Raw genomic sequence first — 25,459 nt, 5'->3', positions numbered from 1 at the left:
GAATAAAAATTTGTATCTTTACTTTGAACTTAGCTAAAGAGCTTGTTTGGGGCCGTTTAACCCGCAGCGGCGGCGCGCAGTAGGCGGTCGCGCACGCCTTCCCAGTCTGTCGTTTCGGGCGGGGTTTCGATCCAGATCAGCTGGGCGCCGACTTCGTCAAAGTCACGCAACATGCCGAACAGCTCGCGCGCTGCGTCCAGGGCTTGCTGGGGCATGGCGCGCAGCGTGATGGCCGGAGATGCGCATTGCAGCGGGCTGCGGTGATAGACCGCAATGTGCTTGCCTTCACTGCCCAGAATGTCCAGCGCCGATTGCAGCTGCTTGGCGTCCATGAGGCGCACCTTGGCATTCGGCGCGTAATGCGCCAAAAGTGTGCCTGATGCTCTTGGCGTATGCGTTGGGAGCTCATCTTTCGAGAGCGGTCGCAGGCCGCAAGCCTGTTGGATATCGTCGCGGGTGATGGAGCCTGGGCGCAGCAGCACGGGCACGCCGCGCGTGCAGTCCACTATGGTGGATTCAATGCCGACTTCGCAGGCGCCGCCGTCCAGCACCAGCAACGCGTCGCCAAACTCGGTGGCCACGTGCTGGGCCGTGGTGGGGCTGACGCGGCCGAACTTGTTGGCGCTGGGCGCAGAGACGCCCCAGACCGGGGGCTGAAGCTGCTGGCAGGCTTTGAGCACGGCGTGCGCCACGGGGTGGGACGGGCAGCGCAGTCCCACGCTGTCCTGGCCGCCGGTCGAGGCCTTGGCAGTCTGGGGCAGGCGCGGCAGGATCAGGGTCAGCGGGCCGGGCCAGAAAGCATCGATCAGTTGCTGGGCAAAGACCGGTACCTCCTTGGCATAGCGGGTGATGGCGCCGGCGTCGGCCACATGCACGATCAGCGGATGGTTGGCTGGCCGGCCCTTGGCGGCAAAGATTTGCGCCACGGCAGCATCGTTGTCGCTGTCGGCGGCCAGACCGTAAACCGTCTCGGTGGGCAAGCCCAGCAGCTGCCCGTTTTGCAGGGCGGCGGCGGCGGCTTGTACCGAGGCGTCCAGCTTTCCATCCAGAATCACGTGTCGTCCTCTTAAAACGCGGGAATGCCGAGGATTTCGGCGGCCTTCAGCGCGGTGGCGCGCACCTGCTCGGGTGTGGCGGCGGTGATGTTCAGGTGACCCATCTTGCGGGCACGCTTGGCATCGACCTTGCCGTACAAATGCAGATGGCAGCCGGGAAGGGCCAGGATCTGATCCCAGGCCGGAGCCACGGGCGCATCGCCGCCGTCCTTGAACCACAGGTCGCCCAGCAGGTTGAGCATGATGGTGGCGCTGTGCTGGCGCGGCTGCACCAGGGGCAGATTGGTCATGCAGCGCACTTGCAGCTCAAACTGCGACACGTCCAGCGCGTTCTGGCTGTAGTGGCCGCTGTTGTGCGGGCGTGGGGCAATTTCGTTGACCACCAGCTGCTCGTTGTCCAGCACAAAGAATTCCACACACAGCACGCCGACGTAGTCCAGGCCGATTGCTACGGATTTCGCAGCCGTAATCGCTTGTTCCACTTGCGTTGCAGGCAGGTTTCCTTCGTAAACCTCGGTCACGGCCAGAATGCCGTCGCGGTGCAGATTGCGCTGCACGGGCAGGTTGACGATGGTGCCGTCACGGCCACGGGCCACGATGACCGAGCATTCGTGGGCCAGCGGCAGCATTTTCTCCAGCACGCAGGCCACGCGGCCCAGCTCGTCCCATCCGGCAATCAGCTCGGCGCGGGTCTTGACGCGGATCTGGCCCTTGCCGTCATAGCCCATGCGGGAGGTTTTCAGGATGCCGGGCAGCAGCGCGTCATTGACGGCGGTCAGCTGCTCGGGGGTCTCGATCACGGCGTAAGGCGCGCAGGGCACGCCGCACTTCACAAAATGGGCTTTTTCGGCCGCACGGTCCTGGGCAATGGCCACGGCGGAGCCGGCAGGCGAGACGGGCAGACTGGCCGCGAGCTGGTTGAGCGCAGCGGCAGGCACGTTCTCGAATTCGGTGGTCACGGCAGCGCAGACACTGGCCAGTTCGGCCAGGCCTTGCGGGTCTTCATAGCCGGTGCGTATGTGCTGGTGGCTCACCAGACCTGCGGGGCTGGTTTCGTCCTTGTCCAGCACGGCCGTGAAGTAGCCCATGGCTTGTGCGGAGTGGGCAAACATGCGGCCCAGCTGGCCGCCGCCCAGCACGCCCAGCGTGGCGCCGGGAAGAATGACTTGTTTGTCGTTCATTCGTTCACCGGCAGCGTCATATTGCGGGCGGCTTCGGTCTGCTCGACGCGGAAGGCTTCAAGCTTGGCGCGCAGCGCAGCATCTTCATTGGCCAGCAGGGCCACGGCAAACAGTGCAGCATTGGCGGCACCGGCATTGCCGATGGCAAAGGTGGCCACGGGCACGCCCTTGGGCATTTGCACGATGGAGTGCAGCGAATCCACGCCTTGCAGATGGCGGCTGGCCACGGGCACACCCAGCACGGGTACGGTGGTCTTGGCGGCAATCATGCCGGGCAGGTGGGCGGCGCCGCCGGCCCCGGCGATGATGGCCTTGATGCCGCGATCGGCAGCAGCTTCGGCAAAGCGGAACATGTCGTCCGGCATGCGGTGGGCCGAAACGACCTTGGCCTCGAAGGCGATACCGAATTGCTGGAGGATGGCAACTGCGTGCTGCATGGTGTCCCAGTCGCTGCTGGAACCCATGACCACGCCAACTTGGATGGGGTTCATGTTCTTCAGGGCGCTGCCGCCCGGCCTAGTGGAACCCCCGATTTTACGGTTTTAGCATTGGCAGCGGCAGCAACGGGTTAGTTGCGCGGCCGCCAAGGGCCGCTGTAGGGGCTGTGCTCAGACTCCGTGGGCCCGGCTCTCGCGTGCAAAGCCCAGTACCCGGTCGCGGAAGATGTAGATCACCCAGCCCAGGGCCAGCAGCGTCTGCAGACCCAGCGACATCCAGGGCAGCCAGTCCCGCCCGTGGCGTACGGTGTCTGCATCCATGCTGGAGTACAGCAGGGCGATGACGGGTTGCACCAGGGTGGCGCCGGCATGGCCGGCCACGCCAAAGGCCAGCAGCGGCGCGGCGATGTTGATGATCAGCCAGGCAATGACAAAGGCGGTCATGGGCGACTTGAGCTTGCCCACCAGCAGGGCAAAGCCGGTGAGCAGCAGACAGTCGCGCAGCAGCTGCAAACAGAAAAACAGGGCAAACCTGCCCGAGGCGCTGCCCATGGCGATTTCTGCCTTGCCGGGCGTGAGCAGCACCAGCACGGAAGCCGCAAACGCCAGGGCCAGACTGACGGGCCACAGCGGCAGGGCTTCGAACATTTCGCGCCAGCGGCCCCGGCTGGCCGACCACTGCACCTGGCGCCAGGCGCGCAAGTGCTGATCCATATGCTGCAGGGCGACGTAGACCGTGCCCAGCAAGGCAAGCCAGGCGGTGCTGGCCCAGAAGGCCGACAGACCCTGGTTGAAAGTGCCGCCGGCAAACCAGCCGCTCACGGCCAGACCCAGGGGCCAGGCCCAGGGCAGGGTGCGCACATCAAGCCGGGTGCACAGCTGGCGCCACAGTGCCAGCAGACCCAGGCCCAGCACCTGGGCACCAAACAGATAGGCCATGCCCAGGCTGCCCACATGGAGGCCCCACCAGAGCACGGGCCCGCCGCTGTCGTCGAACAGCTGCTGATACAGGCGGCCCAGAAAAGGCCCGGGCAGGAAAAACAGCAGCAGCAAGGGCAGCAGCGCCGCGCGGCGGCGGTTGACGGGGATGTCGTGCTGGCCCCAGCTCATTAGCACGGAGTTCATGGCCCAGCTCTGCAGTGCCAGACCCCAGAGCACGGCCAGTCCCACGGTGTGCCAACCCACGTGCGGTGCCGGCACCCAGGTGGTGGAGACGAACAGCAGGGCCAGCGCAAACCACAGCGTATACAGCCAGGCGGGCAGGGCTGCGCCCAGCAGCTTGCCCCAAGCCATCTGCCAGGGCGAGAGGGCCGACAGACGCTGCCAGTCCCAGGGGTTTTGGTTGGCTTCCTCGCCCAGGCTGCGCCCGGCCAGCACGCTGCCGTACAGTGCCGCCGCAGCCCACAGGCCGACCAGGGCGGTCGTGCCCAGCGCGCCGCCGCGATTCTGGGGCGAGGACAGGGCCAGCGGCAGCATCAGGATCAGGGCGGTGAAGCCCAAACTCCAGGCCAGCAGCGAGGGACGCCAGTTAAGCCAGAGCTGGCGCTGAAATTCAGGGTTGCGCATCATGGCTGCTCCTGGTTCTGTGCCGCTTGGGCGTTGCGGGCATAGCGGTCCTGCAGGCGTTCGCGCACCGGGGCCAGGGCGGCGACAGGAATGCCGGCCTGAACCAGTCCGGCCAGCCAGCTGGCGCGTGCGGCGGGCGAGGCGGGCAGCCACAGCTGAATCGGGCGGCTGCCGCTGGCGTCGAAGTCCTGTAGCGTCAAACCTTGCAGGGCCTGGCGTAGCGAGGCCTCGAAGCCGGCGGTCTGAAGCGGCGCTGCAATCTCCAGCGCATACAGCACGGACGGTTCTGCCGCTTGCTCCGTCGCGGAGAGGGCGGGGCCGGCCTGCAATGCCTCATGGCTTTCAATGCGGCCGCTGCGAATGCTCAGGATGTGGCTGCAGTACTCATCGAGTTCGCTGAGGATGTGGCTGGAGACCACCAGTGTCATGCCCTGGGCCTGCAAATGGCGAAACAGCTGCGAGAGCTGGCTGCGGGCATCCGGGTCCAGGCCGCTGGCCGGCTCGTCCAGCAGCAGCACGCTGGGCTGGTGCACGATGGCCTGGGCAATTGCCACCCGCTGGCGCTGGCCGCGCGAAAGCTCGGTGGGATAGCGCTGCAGCAAGTCCGCCAGCCCCAGCTGGGCTGCCACCTGCTGCACGCGGGCCGCGACCTGATCTTCGGCCACACCCATGGACAGGGCCGAGTACTGCAGGCAGCGGGCCACGCTGAGCCGGTCGTACAGGCCGTAGAAGTCGGACAGATAGCCCAGATGCCGGTGCACCTCGCGCGGCTGCTCCTGCACCGACAGGCCTTTGACGCGGATCTGACCCGACAGCGGCTGATCCAGCCCCGCAATGCAGCGCATCAGCGTGGACTTGCCCGCCCCATTGGGGCCGACCAGCGCCGTCACGCTGCCTGCGTCTATCTTCAGACTGACCCCGTCTAGCGCGCGATGGCCCGGGTACTCAAACACCAGTTGTGACACTTCAATCAAGACGGCGCTCCTTGGGCGGCTGGATGCATGAAACGCCAATATAGCGGAGCACCTGCGCGGGTCGCGCTATTCAAGCTCGCAAAAAATGAGCTTTCAGCGCTTGTTCTGTCTTGATTTCAAAAGAAAACAGCCTGACTTGCTCTTGAATCCTGCGCAGACAGCTTCCATTTCAAGAGCAAAGACCTGAAGCCTGTCAGCCTAAGCTCTGAGACTGCGGATTTGCGTGGAGAATTGCGCATCGCCTCCAAGGCCTTGCTGCAGGGCCAGGAACCGGGTTTTGAGAACCATCAAGGCGTGCAGCCCGCCACGGCGTCTGCACGTCAAGCCATCGCTTGGGAATCACATGATTGACGTCACCATAGAGAATTTTGAAGCCGAAGTTGTTGCCGCCTCCACGCAAGTGCCGGTGCTGGTGGACTTCTGGGCGCCCTGGTGCGGCCCTTGCAAGACGCTGGGCCCGGTGCTGGAGAAGCTGGAGACGGATTACGAAGGCCGCTTCACGCTGGCCAAGATCGACTCCGACCAGGAGCAGCAACTGGCCGGCATGTTCGGCATCCGTTCCATTCCCACCTGCGTGCTGATGATCGACGGCAAGCCCGTGGACGGTTTCATGGGCGCCCAGACCGAAGGCCAGCTGCGCGCGTTTCTGGACAAGCACCTGCCCTCGGCAGGCGAGCTGGCGGCCGAGGCCGAAACCGACGAAGCCCATGCCCTGCTGGAGTCTGGCGACACCGCTGCCGCACTGCAAAAGCTGGCCGATGCCCTGGCCAGCGACCCCGGCAACGACGATGCCCGTTTTGACTATGTGCGCCTGCTGATTGCTACCGGAGGCTTTGAAGAAGCCCGCGCTCTGCTGGCCGAGCCCATCAAGCGCATTCCTCAGCCGCTGCGCTTTGAAGCCCTCAACCAGTGGCTGCAGGCCTTGGAATTTGCCATGAGCGGCGACAACGCCGACATCGCCCGCTATGACGCGGCGATTGCCGCCAACAAACGCGATTTCGACGCCCGCTTCGACCGCGCCCGCGGCCTGCTGGCGCACAGCCAGTGGACGCTGGCCATGGACGAGCTGCTGGAAATCATCATGCGCGACAAGGAGTGGAACGCTCAGGCCGCTCGCAAGCTGTTTGTGGCCATTCTCGAGCTGCTGACGCCGCCCAAGCCCAAAAAGCAGGATGCCGTGCCCGGCAAGACGGCAGGCGGCATCGAGCTGGTGGGCAAGAACAGCGCCGAGCAGGACGAAGCAACAGCCATGGTCAACAGCTACCGCCGCCGCCTGAGCATGGCTTTGAACTGAGGCTTCCTCTGAGGCGCTTTGCGCCTTCCCCCTCTCTCTCTACGCGAGGGGGAGGATGCCTTCGCCTAGGCGGCCCCGCCTGGGCGCCCCCGCCGCGAGGCGGCTCTTGCTCGGCATCCCTGACTTTTGTATGCGCCAGTTTTTGACATGCAGGGATCAATGAATCAGATTCTTTCCACGGCCTTTAATGGCCTGTTTTTGTATCTGGGGCTGGCGCTGGCATTCATGGTGCTGGCCGGCGTGCTGCGCTCGCCGCGCTTCAAGGGCTGGCGGGGCGAACGGGCAGTGCAGAGCATGATTCGAAAAAAGCTCGATCCGCAGGTCTATGTGGATTTGCACAACGTGACCTTGCCCACCGCGGATGGCAGCACGCAGATCGACCATCTGATTTTTTCGCCTTACGGCATCTTTGTGCTGGAGACCAAGAACTACCAGGGCTGGATTTTTGGCGGCGAGCACCAGGCACAGTGGACGCAGCAGATCTACAGAAAACGCAGCAAATTCCAAAACCCGCTGCGCCAGAACTACAAGCACACCAAGGCCTTGCAAGAGCTGCTGGGCATTTCTGCCGAGCGGGTACATTCGGTCATCGCCTTTGTGGGCGACTGCGAATTCAAGACCGTGATGCCGCCCCGTGTCACGCGTGGCGACGGCTTTGTGGCCTATATCCAGAGCTTTACGCAGACGGTATGGAGTCTTGACGAAATGCAGGCGCTGTTGAAGCGGCTGGAGGGCGTACGCCTGCAGCCCGGGCGGGCCACGAACCGGCAGCATCTGGCCCATGTCAAGCAGCTGCAGGCCAATAAAGTCTGGCGTGGAGGCCGGGGGCCTGTAGAGCCTGCTTGGGCGCAGGCGGAAGAACACCCGGCTGCAGCACCACCGGTGGCGAATGCTTCTGTGAGGTTGCCTGAGGATGTACCCGTCTGTCCGCAATGCGCCTGGCCGCTGCGCAGCCTGGTGATGCAGCGCGGTCCGCTGGCTGGTCAGACCGTCTCGCGTTGCTGCAATGTGGTGGCCTGTAGCTTTGTGCGCATGGAGCCGCCGCTCAATGCCGCAGAGCCGCTGCAGCCTCTGCCGGCGTCTGCGCGGCGAGCGAGCGAATCGGAATCCGCACATCCTGCGGAATCTCGCCCGAGAGCTGCAGCGCCAGATAGCGGGTGCAGCACACGCGCAGGAACGAGCTGAAATTCTCCACCGCGCCGCGCTCGGCAATCAGCTCGTCGTAGAGCCGGGTGCAGAGCTGGGGCACGCTATAGCCGTCACGGGCCGCAATATCGTCCAGCACCTGCCAGAACAGATTCTCCAGGCGGATGCTGGTCGCCGCCCCGTGCAGGCGGATGGAGCGGGCACGGTGGGCCCACAGTTGCGGGTCGGCGCTGATAAAGACCTGGCACATGGTGTGACTCTCGCTCAAAAACAAACCGGGCCATGGTGTGGCCCGGTGTGCGCAGAGTCAAGAGGTGTGCTCTTGAATCAATAGCTGTTAGCGCTTGATGAATAAGCGCTTGAGCTTGTTTTAATGAGAAATCTTGGTGCCCAGCAGGGTCAGGAACTGCGCAATCCATGCCGGGTGTGCCGGCCAGGCGGGGGCGCTGACCAGATTGCCTTCGGTATGGGCCTGATCGACGGGGATGTCGGCATAGGTTCCGCCGGCCAGTTCCACCTCGGCGCGGCAGGCCGGGTAGGCGGAGCAGGTGCGGCCTTTGAGCACGCCGGCGCCGGCCAGCAGTTGTGCACCATGGCAGACGGCGGCCACGGGCTTGTTGGTGTCGAAGAAATGGCGCACGGCAGCACGCACGCTTTCATAGCCGCGCAGATATTCGGGGCCGCGGCCGCCGGGAATCACCAGAGCGTCGTAATCGGCAACTTTCACCTCGGCAAACGTGGCGTTGAGCGTGAAGTTGTGGCCGGGCTTTTCGCTATAGGTCTGGGCGCCTTCAAAGTCGTGAATCGCGGTCTTGATCTGGTCGCCGGCTTTTTTGTCGGGGCAGACGGCGTGCACCGTGTGGCCCACGGCCAGCAGTGCCTGGAACGGCACCATGGTCTCGTAGTCCTCGCAGTAGTCGCCGCAAATCATCAAAATCTTCTTGCCTGCCATGGTCTGTCTCCTTTGTAGCTGGTCAGGCCATTGTGGGCAGGCAAGGGGCGCAGCAGGTGTTAATGGGCTACTACATTGCCAAGCCACCCGTGAGGAGGCGCAGGGGCAGCAAGCAAGGGCCGCCCCGCAGCGTGGCTGCCGTCCCCCTCCCGCAAAGCGAGAGACGGGGCGGCCCGAAGCGCCTCAGGGGGTGGGCATGGAATAGTGCATGCCGTAGTCCGACGAGCGCTGGTAGAGCTTGAGGCCGAACTGCGGCAGCATGGCGATCAGGTGGTCGAAGATTTCGCCCTGCACGGCTTCGTACTCCACCCAGATGGTGGTGTTGGTATAGCAATACAGCTGCAGCGGCACGCCCTGGGGCGAGGGTTCCAGCGTGCGGGCCAGCAGAAACATGCCCGGCCCCTGGTGGATGCGCGGGTGAGCCAGCAGATAGGCGTAGGCATAGGCCTTGAAAGCGGCCAGATTGCTGACCTGATCGGGGGCGATCAAATGGCCGCTTTGGGCGGTGATGGTGCCGGGCTGGGCATCGTCCACGGCGCGCAAGCCGGTCTTTTCACTCCAATAATCACGCAGCAGCGCAATGCTGGAAATCGTATGCCGCTCCTCTTTGGATAGCAGATGAATGCTGTGGGCGTCTATGGACAGCGAGCGCTGAATGCGGCGCCCGCCCGATTCGAACATGCCGCGCCAGTTCTTGAAGCTGTCCGTCATCAGCCGCCAGGTGGGAATGGTGGTGATGGTTTTGTCGAAGTTCTGCACCTTGACCGTGTTGAGGGCGATATCGGTCACAAAACCGTCGGCGCCCACCTGGGGCATTTCTATCCAGTCGCCCACGCGCAGCATGTCGTTGCTGCCCAGTTGCACGCCGGCGACAAAGGAGAGGATGGTGTCCTTGAACACCAGCATCAGCACCGCCGACATGGCGCCCAAACCCGAGAGCAGCAGCAGCGGCGAGCGGTTGAGCAGGGTGGCCACGATGAGCACGCCGGCAAAACTGCAGATCAGCAGCTTGCCCAGCTGCACATAGCTTTTGATGGAATGGGTGGGCGTGGCCTTGCGCGCCTCCTTGCGCTCATGGGCCTCGTTCATGGCGTTGAGCAGATTGCACAGCGCCCGGGCCAGGTGGTAGATGGTGAAGCTGCCGGCCAGATTGGTGATGACATTCGTCCAACTGGCCTGCATAAAAGGCACGCCGTGTATGCCGAACTGCACGATCAGCGAGGGAATCACCTTGGCCAGGCGGCGCAGCACCTTGTCGTGCAGAAACACCTGGGCCCAGTCGGTGTTGAGCGTTTCGCGCATATGGTGAAACGCACGCGGCACCAGCCACTGCGACAACCAGCCTGCGACCAGGGCCGCCAGGGCCAGCAGGCACAGAGCTGCGCCGGTTTGCATGACGGGGTCCCAATCGGAAAGCGAAAACCATGAGGAAAGCAACCAAAGCTCCTTGGGGGTAGATATATAGGGGGAAGAGGGAGAAGGAGTCGCGGGCCAAAGACCTGGCGGCGAACCGAGAATCCGTGTTGGAGCCTGAGCCCGCAGGGAAGTTCAGTCCAAAGCATACGCAAGAGCGCTTTTCTCCGTGATTTGCCTCACTGAACACGTTCTAAACGCCGGCGCTAAGGCGCACCGGGTTTTGCGGTCATGAAGGGCTAAAGCTGCACAAGCGGGCGGGGGGCCTAAAATCCTCGGTTAATTCCGGATTTCCACCTTGTCGGTGCCCATGGGGCCACCGGCCACCGCTAAGCACCATGCAAGAAAAGTACAACCACATTGAGGTCGAGCGCGCAGCGCAGGGCCACTGGACCGCCAACGACGCCTACCGCGTCACCGAAGACAACAGCAAGCCAAAGTACTACGCCTGCTCCATGCTGCCCTACCCCAGCGGCAAGCTGCACATGGGCCACGTGCGCAACTACACCATCAACGACATGCTCGCGCGCCAGCTGCGCATGAAGGGCTTCAACGTCTTGATGCCCATGGGCTGGGACGCCTTCGGTCTGCCCGCGGAAAACGCGGCGCTCAAGAACAAGGTGCCGCCTGCCCAGTGGACGTACGACAACATTGCGTACATGAAAAAGCAGATGCAGGCCATGGGCCTGGCCATCGACTGGAGCCGCGAAGTCGCCACCTGCGACCCCGAGTACTACAAGTGGAACCAGTGGCTGTTCCTGAAGATGCTGGACAAGGGCATTGCCTACCGCAAGACCCAGGTGGTGAACTGGGACCCGGTGGACCAGACCGTGCTGGCCAACGAGCAGGTGATCGACGGCCGTGGCTGGCGCACCGGCGCGCTGGTGGAAAAGCGCGAGATCCCCGGTTACTACCTGGCGATCACCAACTATGCGCAAGAGCTGCTCGACCATGTGCAGATGGGCAACGACAAGGCCACGCTGACCGGCTGGCCCGACAAGGTGCGCCTGATGCAGGAAAACTGGATCGGCAAGAGCGCCGGCGTGCGCTTTGCGTTCACGCACGACATCAAGGGTGCTGACGGCAACTTGATTCAAGACGGCAAGATGTATGTTTTCACCACCCGTGCCGACACCATCATGGGCGTGACCTTCTGCGCCGTGGCGCCCGAGCATCCGCTGGCCCAGCACGCTGCGGCAGGCAAGCCCGAGCTGGCTGCTTTCATCGAGGAATGCAAAAAAGGCGGAACGACGGAGGCTGAACTGGCCGTCAAGGAAAAAGAAGGCAAGCCTACGGGCCTGTTCGTCACCCACCCCATCACCGGCGCGCAAGTCGAGGTGTGGATCGGCAACTATGTGCTGATGAGCTATGGCGACGGCGCCGTGATGGGCGTGCCCGCCCACGACGAACGCGACTTTGCCTTTGCCAACAAGTACAGCCTGCCCATCAAGCAAGTGGTGGCTGTCGAAGGCCAGATCGCTTATGACGACAAGCAGTGGAGCGACTGGTATGGCGACAAGGAACGCGGTGTACTGATCAACTCCGGCGAGCTCAACGGTCTGAGCTATCAGGATGCCGTGCAGGCCGTGGCCCAAATTCTGGGCGACAAGGGTCTGGGCGAGCTCAAGACCACCTGGCGCCTGCGCGACTGGGGCGTGAGCCGTCAGCGCTACTGGGGCACGCCCATCCCCATCATCCACTGCGAAGACTGCGGTGCCCAGCCCGTGCCCGAGAAGGACCTGCCGGTCGTGCTGCCGCAGGATCTGGTGCCGGACGGCTCCGGCAATCCGCTGATCAAGAGCGAAGCTTTCCACGCCGGCGTGGTCTGCCCCTGCTGCGGCAAGCCAGCGCGTCGCGAAACCGACACCATGGACACCTTCGTGGATTCGTCCTGGTACTTCATGCGCTATTGCGACGCCAAGAACAGCGAGCAAATGGTGGGTGACGGCGCCGACTACTGGATGCCGATGGATCAATACATCGGCGGTGTGGAGCATGCCATCTTGCACCTGCTGTACGCACGTTTCTGGACCAAGGTGATGCGCGATCTGGGCCTGCTCAAGATCGACGAGCCTTTCACCAAGCTGCTGACCCAGGGCATGGTGCTCAACCACATCTACAGCCGTCGCACGGCCAAGGGCGCCAAGGAGTATTTCTGGCCCAAGGATGTGGAGCATGTGTTTGACGACACCGGCAAGATCATTGCTGCCAAGCTCAAGGTGGAAGTGGACAGCGCCGACGGCCTGCTGCCCGTGGGCACGACCATAGACTACGAGGGCGTGGGCACCATGTCCAAGTCCAAGAACAACGGTATCGATCCGCAGGAGCTGATCGAGAAGTACGGCGCCGATACCGCCCGCCTGTACACCATGTTCACCGCGCCGCCTGAGCTGACGCTGGAGTGGAACGACGCCGCCGTGGAAGGCAGCTACCGTTTCCTGCGCCGCGTTTACAACTTCGGCGCCAAGCTGTCGGCCATGGACATGGCGGCTGCCATCTCCAGCGCAGCCGGTGCCAAGTCGCTGGACGATGTGGAATTCGGCAAGGCGGCCAAGGCCTTGCGCCTGGAAATCCACACCGTGCTCAAGCAGGTGGAGTACGACTACTCGCGCATGCAGTACAACACCGTGGTCTCCGGCGCCATGAAGATGATCAACGCGCTGGAAGACTTCAAGGCCCTGGACGATGCCGGTGCCAAGGTGGCGCTGATCGAAGGCTTTGGCATTTTGCTGCGCGTGCTCTACCCCGCAACCCCCCACCTGTCCCATGTGTTGTGGAGCGAGCTCGGCTATGCCGGCAAGCTGGGCGAGCTGCTGGATGCCGCCTGGCCCGAGGTGGATGCCAAGGCGCTGGTGCAGGACGAGATTCAGCTGATGCTGCAGGTCAACGGCAAGCTGCGCGGAGCCATTCTGGTGCCCGCCGCCGCCGACAAGGCCGCCATCGAAGCTGCTGCGCTGGCCAATGAGGACTATCTGAAGTTCGTCAACGGCGCCACACCGAAGAAGGTCATCATCGTTCCCGGCCGTCTGGTGAACGTGGTGATCTGATGAGGCCAGGCCCTGCCGGCACCATGGTGCGGCAGGGCGTTTTGATAGCAAGGACAGTTGATGCAAAAACGTACGCTGCTGGCCGCCATGGCCTTGTCTCCCCTGCTGGGAGCTTGCGGCTTTCGCCTGCGGGGTGTGCCCAATTTCGTGTTCAGCTCGATCTATATCCAGGCTGGGCGCGGCGCGCCCGTGGGCCGCGATCTGATGCGCAATCTGGAGTCGTCCAGCGACAAGCTCACCGTGCTCAAGGATCCGGCTTCGCCCGACCAGGCCGAGGTGATCTGCCAGATCATCAACGAGCTGCAGGAGCGGGTGATCGTGGGCTCGAACGTGGCCGGCCAGGTGCGTGAAGTGCAGCTGCGCCTGATCGTCACCTTCTCGCTGCGCACGCCAGGCGGCGACGAGCTGATCCCGCCCACCCAGATTCGCCAGCAGCGCGACGTGACCTATAACGAGACCAATGCCGCCTCCAAGGCGGCGGAAGAGGTGATGCTGAACAACGATATGCGCAAGGACATCGTGCAGCAGCTGATTCGCCGTCTCTCGGCCGTCAAAAGCCTGAATCCATCCTGATTTGATAGCTGGATGCGCTTGATTAGAGAGCGTTGAAAGCTTGTTTGACTAGAAATTTACCCATGCAGCTTGCCTTGAACCAGCTCCAAGCCCATTTGGCCAAGGGCCTGCGTTCGCTCTATGTCTTGCATGGGGATGAGCCGTTGCAGCAGCAGGAAGCGGCAGACGCGATTCGCGCTGCGGCGCGTGCTCAAGGGTTTACCGAGCGCAGCAGCTACACCGTGGCCGGCGCCCACTTTGACTGGAGTGCGGTGCTGGCGGCGGGCGGCTCGCTATCGCTGTTTGCCGACAAGCAGATTCTGGAAGTTCGCATTCCCAGCGGCAAGCCAGGCAAGGACGGCAGCACGGCCTTGCAGCAGCTGGCCAGCAGTGCCCAGGGCAATGACAGCACGCTGACCCTCATTTCCTTGCCGCGTCTGGACAAGGCCACCAAGACGGGGGCCTGGTTTGCTGCGCTCGATGGCGTGGGCGTCTCCATCCAGGTGGAGCCCATAGAGCGGGCCATGCTGCCCAACTGGATTGCGCAGCGTCTGGCCGCCCAGGGCCAGCGTGTGGCCGCCGGCGAGGAAGGCCAGCGCACGCTGCAGTTCTTTGCCGACCGGGTGGAAGGCAATCTGCTGGCCGCGCACCAGGAAATCCAGAAGCTGGCGCTGCTGCATCCCCAGGGCGAGCTGGGTTTTGAGCAGGTCGAGCAAGCCGTGCTCAATGTGGCGCGTTATGACGTGTTCAAGCTGTCGGAAGCCGTGCTCTCGGGCCAGGTGGCGCGCAGCATGCGCATGCTGGACGGGCTGCAGGCCGAAGGCGAGGCCGAGGTGCTGGTGCACTGGTCGCTGGCCGAGGACATTCGCAATATCAAGCGCGTCAAAGACGCCATGGCTGCCGGCAAGCCCCTGCCCATGGCGCTGCGCGAAAACCGTATCTGGGGCCCCAAGGAGCGCTTGTTCGAGCGCCTGCTGCCGCGAATCTCGGAGGCCCAGGCCACCCAGTTGCTGCAATCGGCACATATCGTGGACGGCATTGTCAAAGGCCTGCCCAGCAAGGACTGGCCGCGCGATGGCTGGCAGGCCCTGCGGCAACTGGCCATGCAACTGGCAAGTGCCGGGCGTTCAGCCTAAGTTCAGGCCGCCAGCCTATCCAGCTGGGCCTGCGCTTTTTCGCCCCAGAGCTTGAGGTTGTCCAGCAAGTCCTTCTGACTGAATGAGCAGCTTTCTTCGGTGAACAAGGCGCTGGACTCCAACCTGTCCAGCAGATTGAGCAGTACTTCGGCATAGCGGCCGGGCAGTGCTTGCAGCAGTGCCGTCGCGGCGCGGGCCTGCTGGCCCAGGGCGGCCGGGGTCACTTGCTGCAGGGCCAGCTGCTCAAAGCCAGAGCGCAGTTGCTGCAGCTGCTGGGTGGCTTGCATGGTGTTCATGGAGGTCTCCGAAGTTGGCTGAAGTGTAGAAGCCCGGCCGCCGCCGCCAGCCCGATTTCTGCTGCAAAAAGCGGCTGTTCAGGGTTTATCTGGGCAAAGCCGTCCATCTAGGCGAAAATTGCGCCATGAACGCGCTCAACACCGTCGAATACATGCATCACCTTGGCGCTCAGGCAAAACAGGCCTCTGCACTGATGGCTCGTGCGTCTGCAGCTACTAAAAACAAAGCACTCAAGGCCCTGGCCCGTCTGCTGCGCGAGCACATGGAGCCGCTGCAGATCGATAACGCCAAGGATCTGGAGCGTGCCGTGGCCAACGGTCTGTCGGCTCCCATGGTGGATCGCTTGCGCCTGACACCCAAGGTGTTGGAAACCTGTGCCCTTGGCTGCGAGCAGCTGGCCGCCATGCCCGAGGTGATTGGCGAGATCGTCGGCCTCAAGCAGCAGCCCACCGGTATCCGCGTGGGCCAGATGCGTGTGCCTCTGGGCGTGTTCGGCATGATTTACGAAAGCCGCCCCAACGTGACGATTGAAGCGGCCAGCCTGTCCATCAAGAGCGGCAATGCCTGCATCTTGCGCGGCGGCTCCGAAGCCATTGACTCCAACAAGGCGCTGGCCAAGCTGGTGGCCCAGGCCATGGCCGAGGCCGGCTTGCCCGAGCTGGGCGTGCAACTGGTGGAGACCACGGACCGCGAGGCCGTGGGCCAGCTGATCGCCATGCCCGACTATGTGGATGTGATCATTCCCCGTGGCGGCAAAGGCCTGATCGAGCGCATCAGCCGCGAAGCCAAGGTGCCCGTCATCAAGCATCTGGACGGCAACTGCCACACCTATGTGGACCAGCCTTGCGACATCGCCATGGCCGTGAAGGTGGCGGACAACGCCAAGACCCACAAATACAGCCCCTGCAATGCCAGCGAGAGCCTGCTGGTAGCGCGTGGCGTGGCGGCTGAGTTCCTGCCCCTGATCGGTGCCGTCTATGCGGCCAAGGGCGTGGAAATGCGCTGCGATCCCCAGGCGCTGGCGATTCTCCAAAGCGTCCAGGATGCCAAACTGGCCGAGGCGGTAGAGCAGGACTGGTACGAGGAGTATCTGGCACCCATCATCAGCATCAAGCTGGTCGATGGCGTGGATGAGGCGATTGCCCACATCAACAAATACTCCAGCCACCACACCGAGGCCATTTTGACCACTGACCACCAGCATGCGCAGAAATTTCTGCGCGAGGTGGATTCGGCCAGCGTCATGGTCAATGCCAGCACGCGCTTTGCCGACGGTTTCGAGTACGGTCTGGGGGCCGAGATCGGCATCAGCACCGACAAGTTCCATGCGCGCGGTCCGGTGGGCATCGAGGGCCTGACCTCGCTCAAATACGTGGTGCTGGGCGACGGCGAGGTGCGCAACTAGCCTCGGGCTGCCGCGCAGGCCAGGCGATGGCTGTGCGGCAGGTCGCAGACATGATCGCCACTGCTTGGATCCAACAAAACAACATCATGAAAATCATTATTGTGGGTGCCGGGCGTGTGGGCCAGAGTGTGGCCGAGAGCCTGGTTTCCGAGCAAAACGGCATCACCGTCATCGATACCGATGCCCGCGCCGTGCGCGAGCTGGAAGCCCGTTATGACTTGCGTGGCGTGGTGGGCAACGGCATAGACCCCCGGGTGCTGGCCGAGGCCGGGGCCAAGGACACCGATCTGCTGATTGCCTGCGCTTCCATGGACGAGACCAATCTGGTCTGCTGCAAGATCGCCCAGGCCGTGTTCGAGATTCCCACCCGGATTGCGCGCGTGCGCTCTTCGGGCTTTGTCTCGCATGATCCGGTGCTGGGCAAGGACGGCTTTGCCGTGGATCGCATCATCTGCCCCGAAGAGTCGGTCACCAATTACATACGCAAGCTCATCGAGTATCCCGAGGCCATGCAGGTGCGTGCCTTTGCCGGCGGTCTCGCGGCCCTGGCTTCCGTGCGTGCCCGCGCCGGCGCGCCTGCGGTAGGCCTGCAGATTGCCCAGGTGCGCGAGCGCATGCCGGATCTGGCCATGCGCATCGTGGCCATTTACCGGCGCTTCATGGATGAGCCCGACCGTTTTGTGCGCTGCGACGGCTCCACGCGTATCGAGCCTGGCGACGAGGTCTTTATCTTGGCGGCCACCGAGCATGTGCCGCAGGCGCTGCGTGCCATTCACAGCCCGCAAGGCCGTGAGGCGCGCCCCGTGTACCGCATCATGATGGCAGGTGGCGGCCAGGTCAGCCTGCGGCTGGCCCAGAAGCTGTCGCAAATTCCGGGGCGCTTTCACGTCAAAATTGTGGAGAACAGCGAGCGCCAATGCATGTCTCTGGCTTCGGTGCTGCCTGCCGAGGTGCTGGTACTGGAAGGCGATGCCACGGACGAGGATGTGCTGGAACAAGAGGGCATCGAGGAGGTGGATCTGTTTCTGGCGCTCACCGATGACGATGAGGACAACATCATGTCCAGCCTGCTGGCCAAGCGCATGGGTGCGCGCCGCGTGCTCTCGCTCATCAACCGCCGCGCCTATGCCGATCTGATGCACGGCACGCAGATCGATATTGCGCTGTCGCCCGCACAGGCCATGCTGGGCGAGCTGCTGGCCTATGTGCGGCGTGGCGATGTGCAGGCCGTGCACAGCCTGCGCCGCGGCGTGGCCGAGGCGCTGGAGATCGTGGCGCGCGGCGACCGGAAAAGCTCGCGCGTCGTAGGTCGCAAGGTGGAAGATCTGAGCCTGCCCGAGGATGTGCATATAGGCCTCATCGTGCGCGGCATTCCTGCAGGCAAGTCTTCCGACGAAAAGCAGAGTGAAGTGACGACCGAAGTCATCATTCCGCGCAGCCATACCGTGATTGAAAGCGGGGACCACGTGGTGTTTTTCCTGCCCAACAAGCGGCTGGTGCGCAATGTGGAAAATCTGTTCCGCGTGAGCGCGACTTTCTTCTAGGCTGCCCGATGCGAGATCTGCTTCCCGTTCTGCGCGTGCTGGGCATGCTGATGGTGATGTTCGCCCTGTCCATGCTGTTGCCGTTTGGCGTGTCCTGGTTCACCCAGGACGGCATCTGGCGCATCTACCCCTGGGCCATGGGTATCACCATGGCGGCGGGGCTGCTGCTGTGGGGCGGTCTGCACCGCCACAAGCAGGATTTGCAGCCGCGCCATGGTGTGATCCTGGTCACCCTGGTGTGGGTGGTCTTGCCGCTGTGCGCCATGCTGCCGCTGATGCTGGGCCTGATGCATATCGGCATCCAGATCAGCTTTACCCATGCGTATTTCGAAGCAGTATCGGGCCTGACCACGGCGGGGGCGACGATTTTGACCGGCCTGGACCAGCTGCCGGTGTCCATCAATATCTGGCGCACCTTTTTGCAATGGGTGGGCGGCATGGGCATTCTGATTCTGGCCGTGGCCATTTTGCCGCTGTTGGGTGTAGGGGGCGCGCAGCTGTTCAGGGCCGAAGCGGCCGGTCCCGTCAAAGACACGAAGTTGACGCCGCGCATCACGGAAACGGCCAAGGGCCTGTGGGGCGTGTACGCCAGCTTTTCCATCGCCTGTGCCCTGGCGTTCTGGGCTGCAGGCATGACGCCGCTGGATGCGCTGATGCACATGTTCTCCACGGTGAGTCTGGGCGGGCTGTCTTCGCATGATGCGAGCTTTGCCTATTTCGACTCGCCGCTGCTGGAGTTCATTGCTCTCACCTTCATGTTGCTGGCCAGTTGCAACTTTGCCCTGTACTTTGTGGCCTTGCGCAAAGGGCGGTTCGATGCCTTCTGGCGCGACCCCGAAGCCAAGGCCACCATCTATGTGCTGGTGGGTGCCGGTTTGTTCGCCGCCGCTCTGTTGTGGATCAAAGGCGTTTACGGGCCGCTGGATGCCTTGCGCTACGGCATGTTTCATACCGTGTCGGTGGCGTCCACCACCGGCTATTCCACTACCGACTATCTGGCATGGCCGGTGTTTCTGCCGGTGCTGTTGCTGCTGCTGTCGGGGGTTGCCACCAGTGCCGGTTCCACCGGTGGCGGTATCAAAATGGTCCGCATGCTGATACTTGTCAAACAGGCCCGACGCGAGATGACCCGCCTGGTTCATCCGCGCGCGGTGCAGCCTGTGCGCCTGGGCAGTGCGGTCGTCGACAACCACATGATTTTCTCGGTGCTGGCCTATATGCTGGTCTACGGTGGCACGGTCATCGTATTGAGCATGGTCTTGCTGCTGACCGATCTGGACCCCGTTACGGCCTTTTCGGCGGCGCTGGCCAGCGTGCATTGTCTGGGGCCGGGGCTGGGTGCGATCGGCCCAGTGTCCAACTACACGGTGTTGACGGATTTTCAGATGTGGGTATGTACTCTGGGCATGTTGTTGGGACGCCTGGAGATACTGAGTTTCATGGCTTTGCTGTCCCCTGCGTTCTGGCGTCGTTAGTGTGAAACCTAGGGTAAACACCATCTTCTCGCACAAAACCCTACAATTGCCACCCACCAGCCACCCACCATCGTCTCCTAAGGGTCTTTATGGTTCCACATCTTGTCACGGCTCTGACCGGCCCCATTAACGAGCTTGAGCAGCGCATTCTCGACTCCATGCCTGCGATTGAGCGCTGGTTCCGCCTGGAGTGGATGGAGCACACGCCGCCCTTCTATTGCTCGGTGGATATTCGCAATGCGGGTTTTAAGCTGGCGCCGGTAGACACCAACCTCTTTCCCGGAGGCTGGAACAACCTGACGGATGAAATGCTGCCGCTGGCCGTACAGGCTGCGATGGCTGCTATCGAAAAAATATGCCCCGAAGCGCGCAATCTGCTCATCATTCCCGAGAACCACACGCGCAACACCCACTATCTGGCCAGCGTGCTGCAGCTCAAGCGCATTTTCTCGATGGCCGGCCTGAACGTTCGGATTGGCTCCATCAGCCCCGAAATCAAGAAGACCTTGTCCATCACGCTGCCGCATGGCGATGAGATCAAGCTGGAGCCGGTGATCCGCAGCAAGCGTCGCCTGGGCCTCAAGGATTTCGACCCCTGTACCATCTTGCTCAACAACGACCTCTCCACCGGCGTGCCCGGCATCATCGAGGAGTTGTACGAGCAATACCTGCTGCCGCCCCTGCACGCGGGCTGGAATGTGCGCCGCAAGAGCCGTCACTTCCAGAGCTACGAAGAAGTGGGTAAGCGCTTTGGCAAGCTGCTGGGCATCGACCCCTGGCTGATCAACCCCTTGTTCGGCCATGTGAACAACATTGACTTTGCCGACGGCGTGGGCATGGATGCCCTGGCAGAGCAGGTGGATGTCATTCTTTCCAAGGTGCGCCGCAAGTACAAGGAATACGGCATCAAGGAAAAGCCGTTTGCGGTGGTCAAAGCCGATAACGGCACCTATGGCATGGGCGTGATGACGGTGCGCGATGCCAAGGAGCTGGCGGATTTGCCGCGCAAGAGCCGCAACAAGATGGGCCTCATCAAGGACGGCCAGACCGTGCACGATGTCATCGTGCAAGAAGGTGTGCTGACCCAGGAGCGCATGCACAACGCCGTGGCCGAGCCCGTGGTCTACATGATGGATCGCTATGTGGTGGGCGGCTTTTACCGCATGCACCCCGAGCGCGATGTGGATGAGAACCTCAATGCGCCTGGCGCCGGTTATGTGCCGCTGGCCTTCCAGCAGAGCAACCACCTGCCTCAGGCCGGTATGCGCCCGGGTGCCAGTGCCCCCAATCGCTTCTATATGTATGGCGTGATCGCACGTTTGGCCATGTTGGCGGCCAGCTATGAGCTGGAAGCGACCAATCCTGACGCCGAAATTTACGACTGATGAAGCTTTGCGCCCACAAGCGCACAATTCTGAAACGCTGAAACTGGTGACTGCCTTACGAGTCGCTCCCTGACCTGTGCAAAATTCGAAATCCTCACTGCCCGCCCTTACCCTGGGCGCAATTGGCGTTGTCTATGGAGACATAGGCACCAGTGTTTTGTACTCGGTCAAGGAGGTATTCGGCTCGGGCTATGTGCCATTCACGCCAGCCAACGTCTATGGCGTGCTGTCGGTGCTGTTCTGGACGCTGACGGTCATCGTCTCCCTCAAATATGTGACGCTGGTGCTGCGGGCCGACAACAACGGCGAAGGCGGACTGGTAGCCATGCTGGCCCTGGCCTCGCAAACCGTCAAAGACAAGCCGCGCCTGAGCAGCGCCTTGTTTCTGGTGGGCATGTTCGGCACCTCGCTGTTTTATGGTGATGGCGTCATCACCCCGGCCATCTCCGTGCTCTCGGCCGTGGAGGGCTTGGAGGTCATCTCTCCGCATTTCACCAAGGCTGTGATTCCGCTGACTCTGGTGATTCTGTTTCTGCTGTTTGTGGTGCAAAAGCGCGGAACCGCAGGTATTGGCAAGTTCTTTGGCCCGATTACATTGATCTGGTTCTTCTGCATTGCATCGCTAGGTGTGCATCAGATCGTCGGCCACCCCGAAATTCTGGCTGCACTTAGTCCGTATTACGCAGTTGCCTTTATCTGGAACAACCCCGGCACCAGTTTCATCATTCTGGGCTCGGTGGTGTTGTGCGTGACAGGTGCCGAGGCGCTGTACGCCGACCTGGGCCACTTTGGCAAAAAGCCGATTCGTCTGGCCTGGTTCAGCGTGGCCATGCCGGCGCTGACCTTGAACTACTTTGGCCAGGGTGCACTGTTGCTGGCCAACCCGGATGCGGTCAAAAACCCGTTTTTCATGATGGCTCCAGGCTGGGCGCTGCTGCCGCTGGTCATCATGGCCACCATGGCCACGGTGATCGCTTCGCAGGCGCTGATCACGGGCGCCTTCAGCGTGACGCGCCAAGTCATTCAACTGGGCTATTTCCCCCGTTTTGAAGTGCGGCACACCAGCGTCAAGGAGACCGGGCAGATCTATATGCCTTTGGTCAACTGGGGCTTGTTTGTGGCGATCGCGCTGGCTGTGGTGCTGTTTCGCAGCAGCGGCAATCTGGCGGCAGCCTACGGTATCGCGGTCACGTTGGACATGTTGATCACCACCATGCTGACCTTCTTCGTGATCCGCTATCGCTGGAAATACCCGCTGGCCCTGTGTCTGCTGGCCACGGGCTTCTTCTTTGTGGTGGATCTGGCTTTCTTTGCCTCCAATCTGCTCAAGCTGTTCGAGGGTGGCTGGTTCCCGCTGCTCATAGGCGGCACCATCTTCACCCTGATGATGACCTGGCGCCGTGGCCGCGAGGCGCTGCACAAGAAATTGCAAGCTGACGCCTTGAATCTGCGCGATTTCCTGGAGTCTGCCTGGCGTCATCCACCCACACGCGTGCCGGGCACCGCCGTCTTTCTGTCCGGAGAGCCGGGTACCGTGCCCAATGCCTTGCTGCACAACCTCAAGCACAACAAGGTGCTGCATGAGAGAAACATCTTTGTGACGGTGCGCAACCACGAGGTGCCCTGGGTGGGGTTGGAAAAGCGGGTAGAGGCCGAGGCGTTGGGTGGCGATTGCTGGGAGGTCATCATTCACTACGGTTTCAAGAATGAGCCGGATGTGCCGGCGGCCCTGGCCTTGCTGCGTACCCAGGGTTGCAAGTTCGAGACCATGGAGACCAGCTACTTCCTCTCGCGCGATCTGATCATTCCGCGCATGAACAACTCCATGGCGCACTGGCGCGAGAAGCTTTTTGCCCAGATGCACAAGAATGCCAGCCGGGTTTCTGATTTTCTGCACCTGCCCAGCAATGCCGTGGTGGAGTTGGGTTCCAAGATCGAACTCTAGAGTTTCAAGTTAAATCATGCTCTTGTGCTTATGAATCAAGCGCAAGATGCTATTGATTCAGGAGTGATGGCGGTCTTCGCGATTCCAGCTCGTTCAGGCGGTTGAGTTTCTGGCGAGTCAGATGCCAGAATGCGCAGATGCGCTTTTTCAAAGACTTGAGCCCTGCCGCATTGGCTGCGGGCTTTGTGGCGGTGCTGGTGGGCTTTACCAGCTCGGTGGCCCTGGTGTTTCAGGCGGCTCAGGCTTTCCATGCCACGCCCGAGCAAATCACTTCGTGGATCTGGGCTCTGGGTCTGGGCATGGGGCTGTGCTCGCTCGTGCCATCGCTTGTTTTGCGCATGCCGGTGATGGTGGCGTGGTCCACGCCCGGAGCAGCCGTGCTGGCCACTGCGGGGCTGGCCGGCGGTTTTTCCATGCACGAGGCGGTGGGGGCCTTTATCGCCTGTGCAGTGCTGATCATGCTGGCCGGGCTCACCGGCTGGTTTGAGCGCATCATGAACCGTATCCCCATGGAGATCGCGGCCGCCTTGTTGGCCGGTGTGCTCGCCAAATTCGGCATGCAGGCTTTTTCAGCGGCCGAGACCAATCTACCGCTGGTGCTGGTCATGCTGTTGTCCTATCTATTCTCGCGCAGGCTGGCGCCTCGCTATGCCGTCATCATCACTTTGGCAGCCGGCATGGCGTGGGCTGCAGTGGGCGGGCAAATGCAATGGTCTGCCGTGCATGCAGGCTTTGCCGTACCGGTCTATACCGCACCGCATTTCTCGCTGGCGGCTTTTGTCAGTCTGGCTCTGCCGCTGTTCGTGGTCACCATGGCTTCGCAAAATCTGCCGGGTGTGGCGGTGATCCGTACCACGGGTTACCCCATTCCGGTCTCGCGCATCATCAGCATGACGGGTTTTGCCACCCTGTTGCTGGCGCCGTTTGGTGCCTACGCTCTCAATCTGAGTGCCATCACGGCGGCCATCTGCATGGGGCCCGAGGCGCATGAGGACAAGTCCAAGCGCTATACCGCCGCGGCGGTCTGCGGTCTGCTCTATATCGTGCTGGGTATTTTTGGGGCCGTGGTGACGGGCTTACTGACGGCTTTCCCTAAGGAGTTGGTGGCCTGTATTGCCGGACTGGCCCTGCTGGGCTCCATCGGCGGTGGGATGGCCACGGCTTTCAAGGAAGAGCAACACCGCGAGGCGGCTCTCATCACCTTTTTGGTGACGCTCAGCGGTGTTGTTGTTGCGGGCATTGGCTCGGCCTTCTGGGGTGTGGTCGCGGGTAGCGTGGCCTTGTGCATTCAGCATGTGCGTCGCCGTGCCGCAAGCTGATTTCCGTCGCTTTGTGCTGTTATGCCAAGCCGGGCATCATGCTTGGCAAGTCTCTTGTTCAAATTGAGTCATCACCATGCAAATACTGTTTGTCGCCGATCCCCTGGAATCCTTTGTGATCTACAAGGACTCCACTTTCGCCATGATGCGCGAAGCGCAGCGACGCGGTCACCAGATCGTGGCCTGCCATCCCGAAGACATTTCATGGCAAAGCGGCGGCAAGGTACAAGCCAAAATGCGTTTCATCACGCTCACTGGGGACAAAAACCATTGGTTTGAAGAAACAGCGACCGAGATCAAGGCTCTGGCGGATCTGGATGCCGTCATCATGCGCAAGGATCCTCCGTTTGATTCGGAATTTTTCTATGCAACTCATATGCTGGGCCAGGCCGAGCGGGAAGGTGCCAAGGTTTTCAACAAGCCCAGCGCCTTGCGTGAGCATCCGGAAAAGCTGGCCATCATGGAGTTTGCGCAGTTCATCTCGCCGACTCTGGTGACTCGCAATGCCCAGGACATCCGTGCCTTTCATGCGGAGCACAAGGATGTCATTCTCAAGCCTCTGGATGGCATGGGTGGCATGGGTATCTTCCGCGTGGGCGAAGATGGCCGCAACCTGGGCAGCATCATCGAAACCCTGAACCATGGCGGCGCCACCAGCGTCATGGTGCAGAAATTCCTGCCCGACATCGTGCATGGCGACAAGCGCGTGCTCATCATCGGCGGCAAGCCGGTTCCCTATTGCCTGGCCCGCATCCCTCAAGGCAATGAGGTTCGCGGCAATCTGGCAGCAGGCGGCAAAGGCGTGGCTCAAGCACTTGGCGAGCAGGACAAGGCGATTGCCGAACATATTGGCGAGCGACTGGTCAAGCGAGGACTGCTGCTTATCGGCCTGGACATCATTGGTCACAACGTCACAGAGATCAATGTGACCAGCCCAACGTGCTTCCAGGAGATCTTTGATCAGACAGGCTGCGATGTGGCGGCCCTGTTTGTGGATGCTCTGGAGCAGGCTGCCAAGGCATAGTCTTATAGAAAGCAAGAGAGGGCAGGCTTGCCTGCCCTCTCTTGCTTTGGTCTTTCTCGTACTGGTTCATTCACGAGTTGTCAGGTGGTGAGAAATCTGTGTAGAATGCAAGGCTGCACTGAGCGAAACACAAAATTTGCTACTCATCAAGAGATTGAGAAATCTTCCTCTGGCTGATGAAAACGGTGCTACAATGAAAGGCTTCGCTGATCGCAGCAAGCAAAAAAATGAAAGCCGGTTTAGATTGGTTTTTGTTCTCGGATCCTTAACAAGATACAGCCGATAAGCGTGGGCGTTTGATGGCAAGCAGCC

At 62.0% G+C, this 25,459-nt stretch carries 21 protein-coding genes and 1 pseudogene; 12 read left to right on the top strand and 10 right to left on the bottom strand.

Translation table 11 applies throughout. The features are described 5' to 3' along the window. Positions 1-56: 56 nt before the first annotated feature. The 5 genes from EAO39_RS00105 to EAO39_RS00085 form a co-directional block, all read right to left on the bottom strand. A complete protein-coding gene (locus tag EAO39_RS00105) occupies positions 57-1,055 on the bottom strand; it encodes an L-threonylcarbamoyladenylate synthase (protein WP_120965015.1) in 999 nt (332 codons plus the stop codon). Positions 1,056-1,066: 11 nt separating this feature from the next. Beyond that, complete coding sequence (locus EAO39_RS00100) at positions 1,067-2,236, bottom strand: 5-(carboxyamino)imidazole ribonucleotide synthase (RefSeq protein WP_120965011.1); 1,170 nt, start codon at positions 2,234-2,236, stop codon at positions 1,067-1,069. Further along, positions 2,233-2,727 (bottom strand): 5-(carboxyamino)imidazole ribonucleotide mutase, encoded by a 495-nt coding sequence (gene purE, locus EAO39_RS00095; RefSeq protein WP_120965008.1) that lies wholly within the window; start codon positions 2,725-2,727, stop codon positions 2,233-2,235. The genes EAO39_RS00100 and purE overlap by 4 nt, the downstream gene beginning before the upstream one ends. Before the next feature lie 117 nt (positions 2,728-2,844). Beyond that, positions 2,845-4,242 (bottom strand): hypothetical protein, encoded by a 1,398-nt coding sequence (locus EAO39_RS00090; RefSeq protein ID WP_120965005.1) that lies wholly within the window; start codon positions 4,240-4,242, stop codon positions 2,845-2,847. Continuing rightward, complete coding sequence (locus tag EAO39_RS00085; RefSeq protein ID WP_240467061.1) at positions 4,239-5,204, bottom strand: ABC transporter ATP-binding protein; 966 nt, start codon at positions 5,202-5,204, stop codon at positions 4,239-4,241. Before EAO39_RS00085 ends, EAO39_RS00090 begins: the two co-directional genes overlap by 4 nt. A gap of 352 nt (positions 5,205-5,556) precedes the next feature. Here EAO39_RS00085 and trxA point away from each other — a divergent pair, with 352 nt between their 5' ends. Both trxA and EAO39_RS22855 read left to right on the top strand, forming a co-directional pair. Continuing rightward, the gene (trxA, locus tag EAO39_RS00080) at positions 5,557-6,507 is read left to right on the top strand and encodes a thioredoxin (RefSeq protein WP_120964999.1); all 951 of its coding nucleotides are present in this window, start codon (positions 5,557-5,559) and stop codon (positions 6,505-6,507) included. 147 nt (positions 6,508-6,654) lie between these two features. Beyond that, a pseudogene (locus EAO39_RS22855) lies at positions 6,655-7,095 on the top strand (nuclease-related domain-containing protein); the annotation flags it as partial. Positions 7,096-7,552: 457 nt separating this feature from the next. Here EAO39_RS22855 and EAO39_RS22850 read toward each other — a convergent pair. From EAO39_RS22850 to EAO39_RS00060, 3 genes are all read right to left on the bottom strand, one after another. After that, positions 7,553-7,903, bottom strand: a complete 351-nt coding sequence (locus EAO39_RS22850; protein WP_120964994.1) for a ribbon-helix-helix domain-containing protein — start codon at positions 7,901-7,903, stop codon at positions 7,553-7,555. A gap of 120 nt (positions 7,904-8,023) precedes the next feature. Next, entirely contained in the window at positions 8,024-8,605 is a 582-nt protein-coding gene (locus tag EAO39_RS00065) for a DJ-1/PfpI family protein (protein ID WP_120964991.1), read from the bottom strand. Positions 8,606-8,788: 183 nt separating this feature from the next. After that, positions 8,789-10,000 (bottom strand): mechanosensitive ion channel domain-containing protein, encoded by a 1,212-nt coding sequence (locus tag EAO39_RS00060; protein WP_120964988.1) that lies wholly within the window; start codon positions 9,998-10,000, stop codon positions 8,789-8,791. A 356-nt stretch (positions 10,001-10,356) separates the two neighbouring features. Between EAO39_RS00060 and leuS the strand changes: the two genes are divergently transcribed. The 3 genes from leuS (at position 10,357) to holA (ending at position 14,753) form a co-directional block, all read left to right on the top strand. Further along, positions 10,357-13,065 (top strand): leucine--tRNA ligase, encoded by a 2,709-nt coding sequence (leuS, locus tag EAO39_RS00055; protein WP_120964985.1) that lies wholly within the window; start codon positions 10,357-10,359, stop codon positions 13,063-13,065. Between the two features lie 60 nt (positions 13,066-13,125). Then, complete coding sequence (gene lptE, locus EAO39_RS00050) at positions 13,126-13,638, top strand: LPS assembly lipoprotein LptE (protein ID WP_120964982.1); 513 nt, start codon at positions 13,126-13,128, stop codon at positions 13,636-13,638. A gap of 62 nt (positions 13,639-13,700) precedes the next feature. After that, positions 13,701-14,753: a DNA polymerase III subunit delta gene (gene holA / locus EAO39_RS00045; RefSeq protein WP_120964979.1), complete on the top strand. Its 1,053-nt coding sequence runs from the start codon at positions 13,701-13,703 to the stop codon at positions 14,751-14,753. A gap of 2 nt (positions 14,754-14,755) precedes the next feature. Here the strand turns inward: holA and EAO39_RS00040 are convergent, their stop codons facing one another. Next, positions 14,756-15,049 carry a hypothetical protein gene (locus EAO39_RS00040; protein WP_120964976.1) on the bottom strand — a complete coding sequence of 98 codons (294 nt, stop codon included), beginning with the start codon at positions 15,047-15,049 and terminating at the stop codon, positions 14,756-14,758. A 125-nt stretch (positions 15,050-15,174) separates the two neighbouring features. On the opposite strand from EAO39_RS00040, the gene EAO39_RS00035 reads away from it, so the two are divergent. The 7 genes from EAO39_RS00035 to gshB all read left to right on the top strand — a co-directional run bounded on the left by EAO39_RS00035 (position 15,175) and on the right by gshB (position 25,147). Then, positions 15,175-16,455, top strand: a complete 1,281-nt coding sequence (locus EAO39_RS00035) for a glutamate-5-semialdehyde dehydrogenase (RefSeq protein WP_120964973.1) — start codon at positions 15,175-15,177, stop codon at positions 16,453-16,455. Between the two features lie 86 nt (positions 16,456-16,541). Continuing rightward, positions 16,542-17,999 (top strand): Trk system potassium transporter TrkA, encoded by a 1,458-nt coding sequence (gene trkA, locus EAO39_RS00030; RefSeq protein WP_120970501.1) that lies wholly within the window; start codon positions 16,542-16,544, stop codon positions 17,997-17,999. Positions 18,000-18,007: 8 nt separating this feature from the next. Continuing rightward, complete coding sequence (locus tag EAO39_RS00025) at positions 18,008-19,474, top strand: potassium transporter TrkG (RefSeq protein WP_120964970.1); 1,467 nt, start codon at positions 18,008-18,010, stop codon at positions 19,472-19,474. An 89-nt stretch (positions 19,475-19,563) separates the two neighbouring features. Beyond that, complete coding sequence (gshA, locus tag EAO39_RS00020; RefSeq protein ID WP_120964967.1) at positions 19,564-20,859, top strand: glutamate--cysteine ligase; 1,296 nt, start codon at positions 19,564-19,566, stop codon at positions 20,857-20,859. Positions 20,860-20,935: 76 nt separating this feature from the next. Next, the gene (locus tag EAO39_RS00015; protein ID WP_120964965.1) at positions 20,936-22,804 is read left to right on the top strand and encodes a potassium transporter Kup; all 1,869 of its coding nucleotides are present in this window, start codon (positions 20,936-20,938) and stop codon (positions 22,802-22,804) included. A gap of 137 nt (positions 22,805-22,941) precedes the next feature. After that, positions 22,942-24,123 carry a benzoate/H(+) symporter BenE family transporter gene (locus tag EAO39_RS00010; protein WP_120964962.1) on the top strand — a complete coding sequence of 394 codons (1,182 nt, stop codon included), beginning with the start codon at positions 22,942-22,944 and terminating at the stop codon, positions 24,121-24,123. 76 nt (positions 24,124-24,199) lie between these two features. After that, positions 24,200-25,147 carry a glutathione synthase gene (gene gshB, locus EAO39_RS00005; RefSeq protein ID WP_120964960.1) on the top strand — a complete coding sequence of 316 codons (948 nt, stop codon included), beginning with the start codon at positions 24,200-24,202 and terminating at the stop codon, positions 25,145-25,147. Positions 25,148-25,213: 66 nt separating this feature from the next. Here gshB and EAO39_RS22810 read toward each other — a convergent pair. Next, positions 25,214-25,459 (bottom strand): hypothetical protein (locus tag EAO39_RS22810; RefSeq protein ID WP_205589327.1); only part of this gene is annotated, 246 nt, incomplete at its 5' end.

Source organism: Comamonas sp. lk (assembly GCF_900564145.1).
Classification (GTDB): Bacteria; Pseudomonadota; Gammaproteobacteria; order Burkholderiales; family Burkholderiaceae_C; genus Comamonas.
This window is presented reverse-complemented; position numbering and strand designations above follow the sequence as displayed.

Bases quoted from the DNA above. Each gene is read 5' to 3' on its own strand.
- EAO39_RS00100 (WP_120965011.1), bottom strand. From the start codon at position 2,236: ATGAACGACAAACAAGTCATTCTTCCCGGCGCCACGCTGGGCGTGCTG.
- purE (WP_120965008.1), bottom strand. From the start codon at position 2,727: ATGAACCCCATCCAAGTTGGCGTGGTCATGGGTTCCAGCAGCGACTGG.
- EAO39_RS00090 (WP_120965005.1), bottom strand. From the start codon at position 4,242: ATGATGCGCAACCCTGAATTTCAGCGCCAGCTCTGGCTTAACTGGCGT.
- trxA (WP_120964999.1), top strand. From the start codon at position 5,557: ATGATTGACGTCACCATAGAGAATTTTGAAGCCGAAGTTGTTGCCGCC.
- EAO39_RS22850 (WP_120964994.1), bottom strand. From the start codon at position 7,903: ATGTGCCAGGTCTTTATCAGCGCCGACCCGCAACTGTGGGCCCACCGT.
- EAO39_RS00065 (WP_120964991.1), bottom strand. From the start codon at position 8,605: ATGGCAGGCAAGAAGATTTTGATGATTTGCGGCGACTACTGCGAGGAC.
- EAO39_RS00060 (WP_120964988.1), bottom strand. From the start codon at position 10,000: ATGCAAACCGGCGCAGCTCTGTGCCTGCTGGCCCTGGCGGCCCTGGTC.
- leuS (WP_120964985.1), top strand. From the start codon at position 10,357: ATGCAAGAAAAGTACAACCACATTGAGGTCGAGCGCGCAGCGCAGGGC.
- lptE (WP_120964982.1), top strand. From the start codon at position 13,126: ATGCAAAAACGTACGCTGCTGGCCGCCATGGCCTTGTCTCCCCTGCTG.
- holA (WP_120964979.1), top strand. From the start codon at position 13,701: ATGCAGCTTGCCTTGAACCAGCTCCAAGCCCATTTGGCCAAGGGCCTG.
- EAO39_RS00040 (WP_120964976.1), bottom strand. From the start codon at position 15,049: ATGAACACCATGCAAGCCACCCAGCAGCTGCAGCAACTGCGCTCTGGC.
- EAO39_RS00035 (WP_120964973.1), top strand. From the start codon at position 15,175: ATGAACGCGCTCAACACCGTCGAATACATGCATCACCTTGGCGCTCAG.
- trkA (WP_120970501.1), top strand. From the start codon at position 16,542: ATGAAAATCATTATTGTGGGTGCCGGGCGTGTGGGCCAGAGTGTGGCC.
- EAO39_RS00025 (WP_120964970.1), top strand. From the start codon at position 18,008: ATGCGAGATCTGCTTCCCGTTCTGCGCGTGCTGGGCATGCTGATGGTG.
- gshA (WP_120964967.1), top strand. From the start codon at position 19,564: ATGGTTCCACATCTTGTCACGGCTCTGACCGGCCCCATTAACGAGCTT.
- EAO39_RS00010 (WP_120964962.1), top strand. From the start codon at position 22,942: ATGCGCTTTTTCAAAGACTTGAGCCCTGCCGCATTGGCTGCGGGCTTT.
- gshB (WP_120964960.1), top strand. From the start codon at position 24,200: ATGCAAATACTGTTTGTCGCCGATCCCCTGGAATCCTTTGTGATCTAC.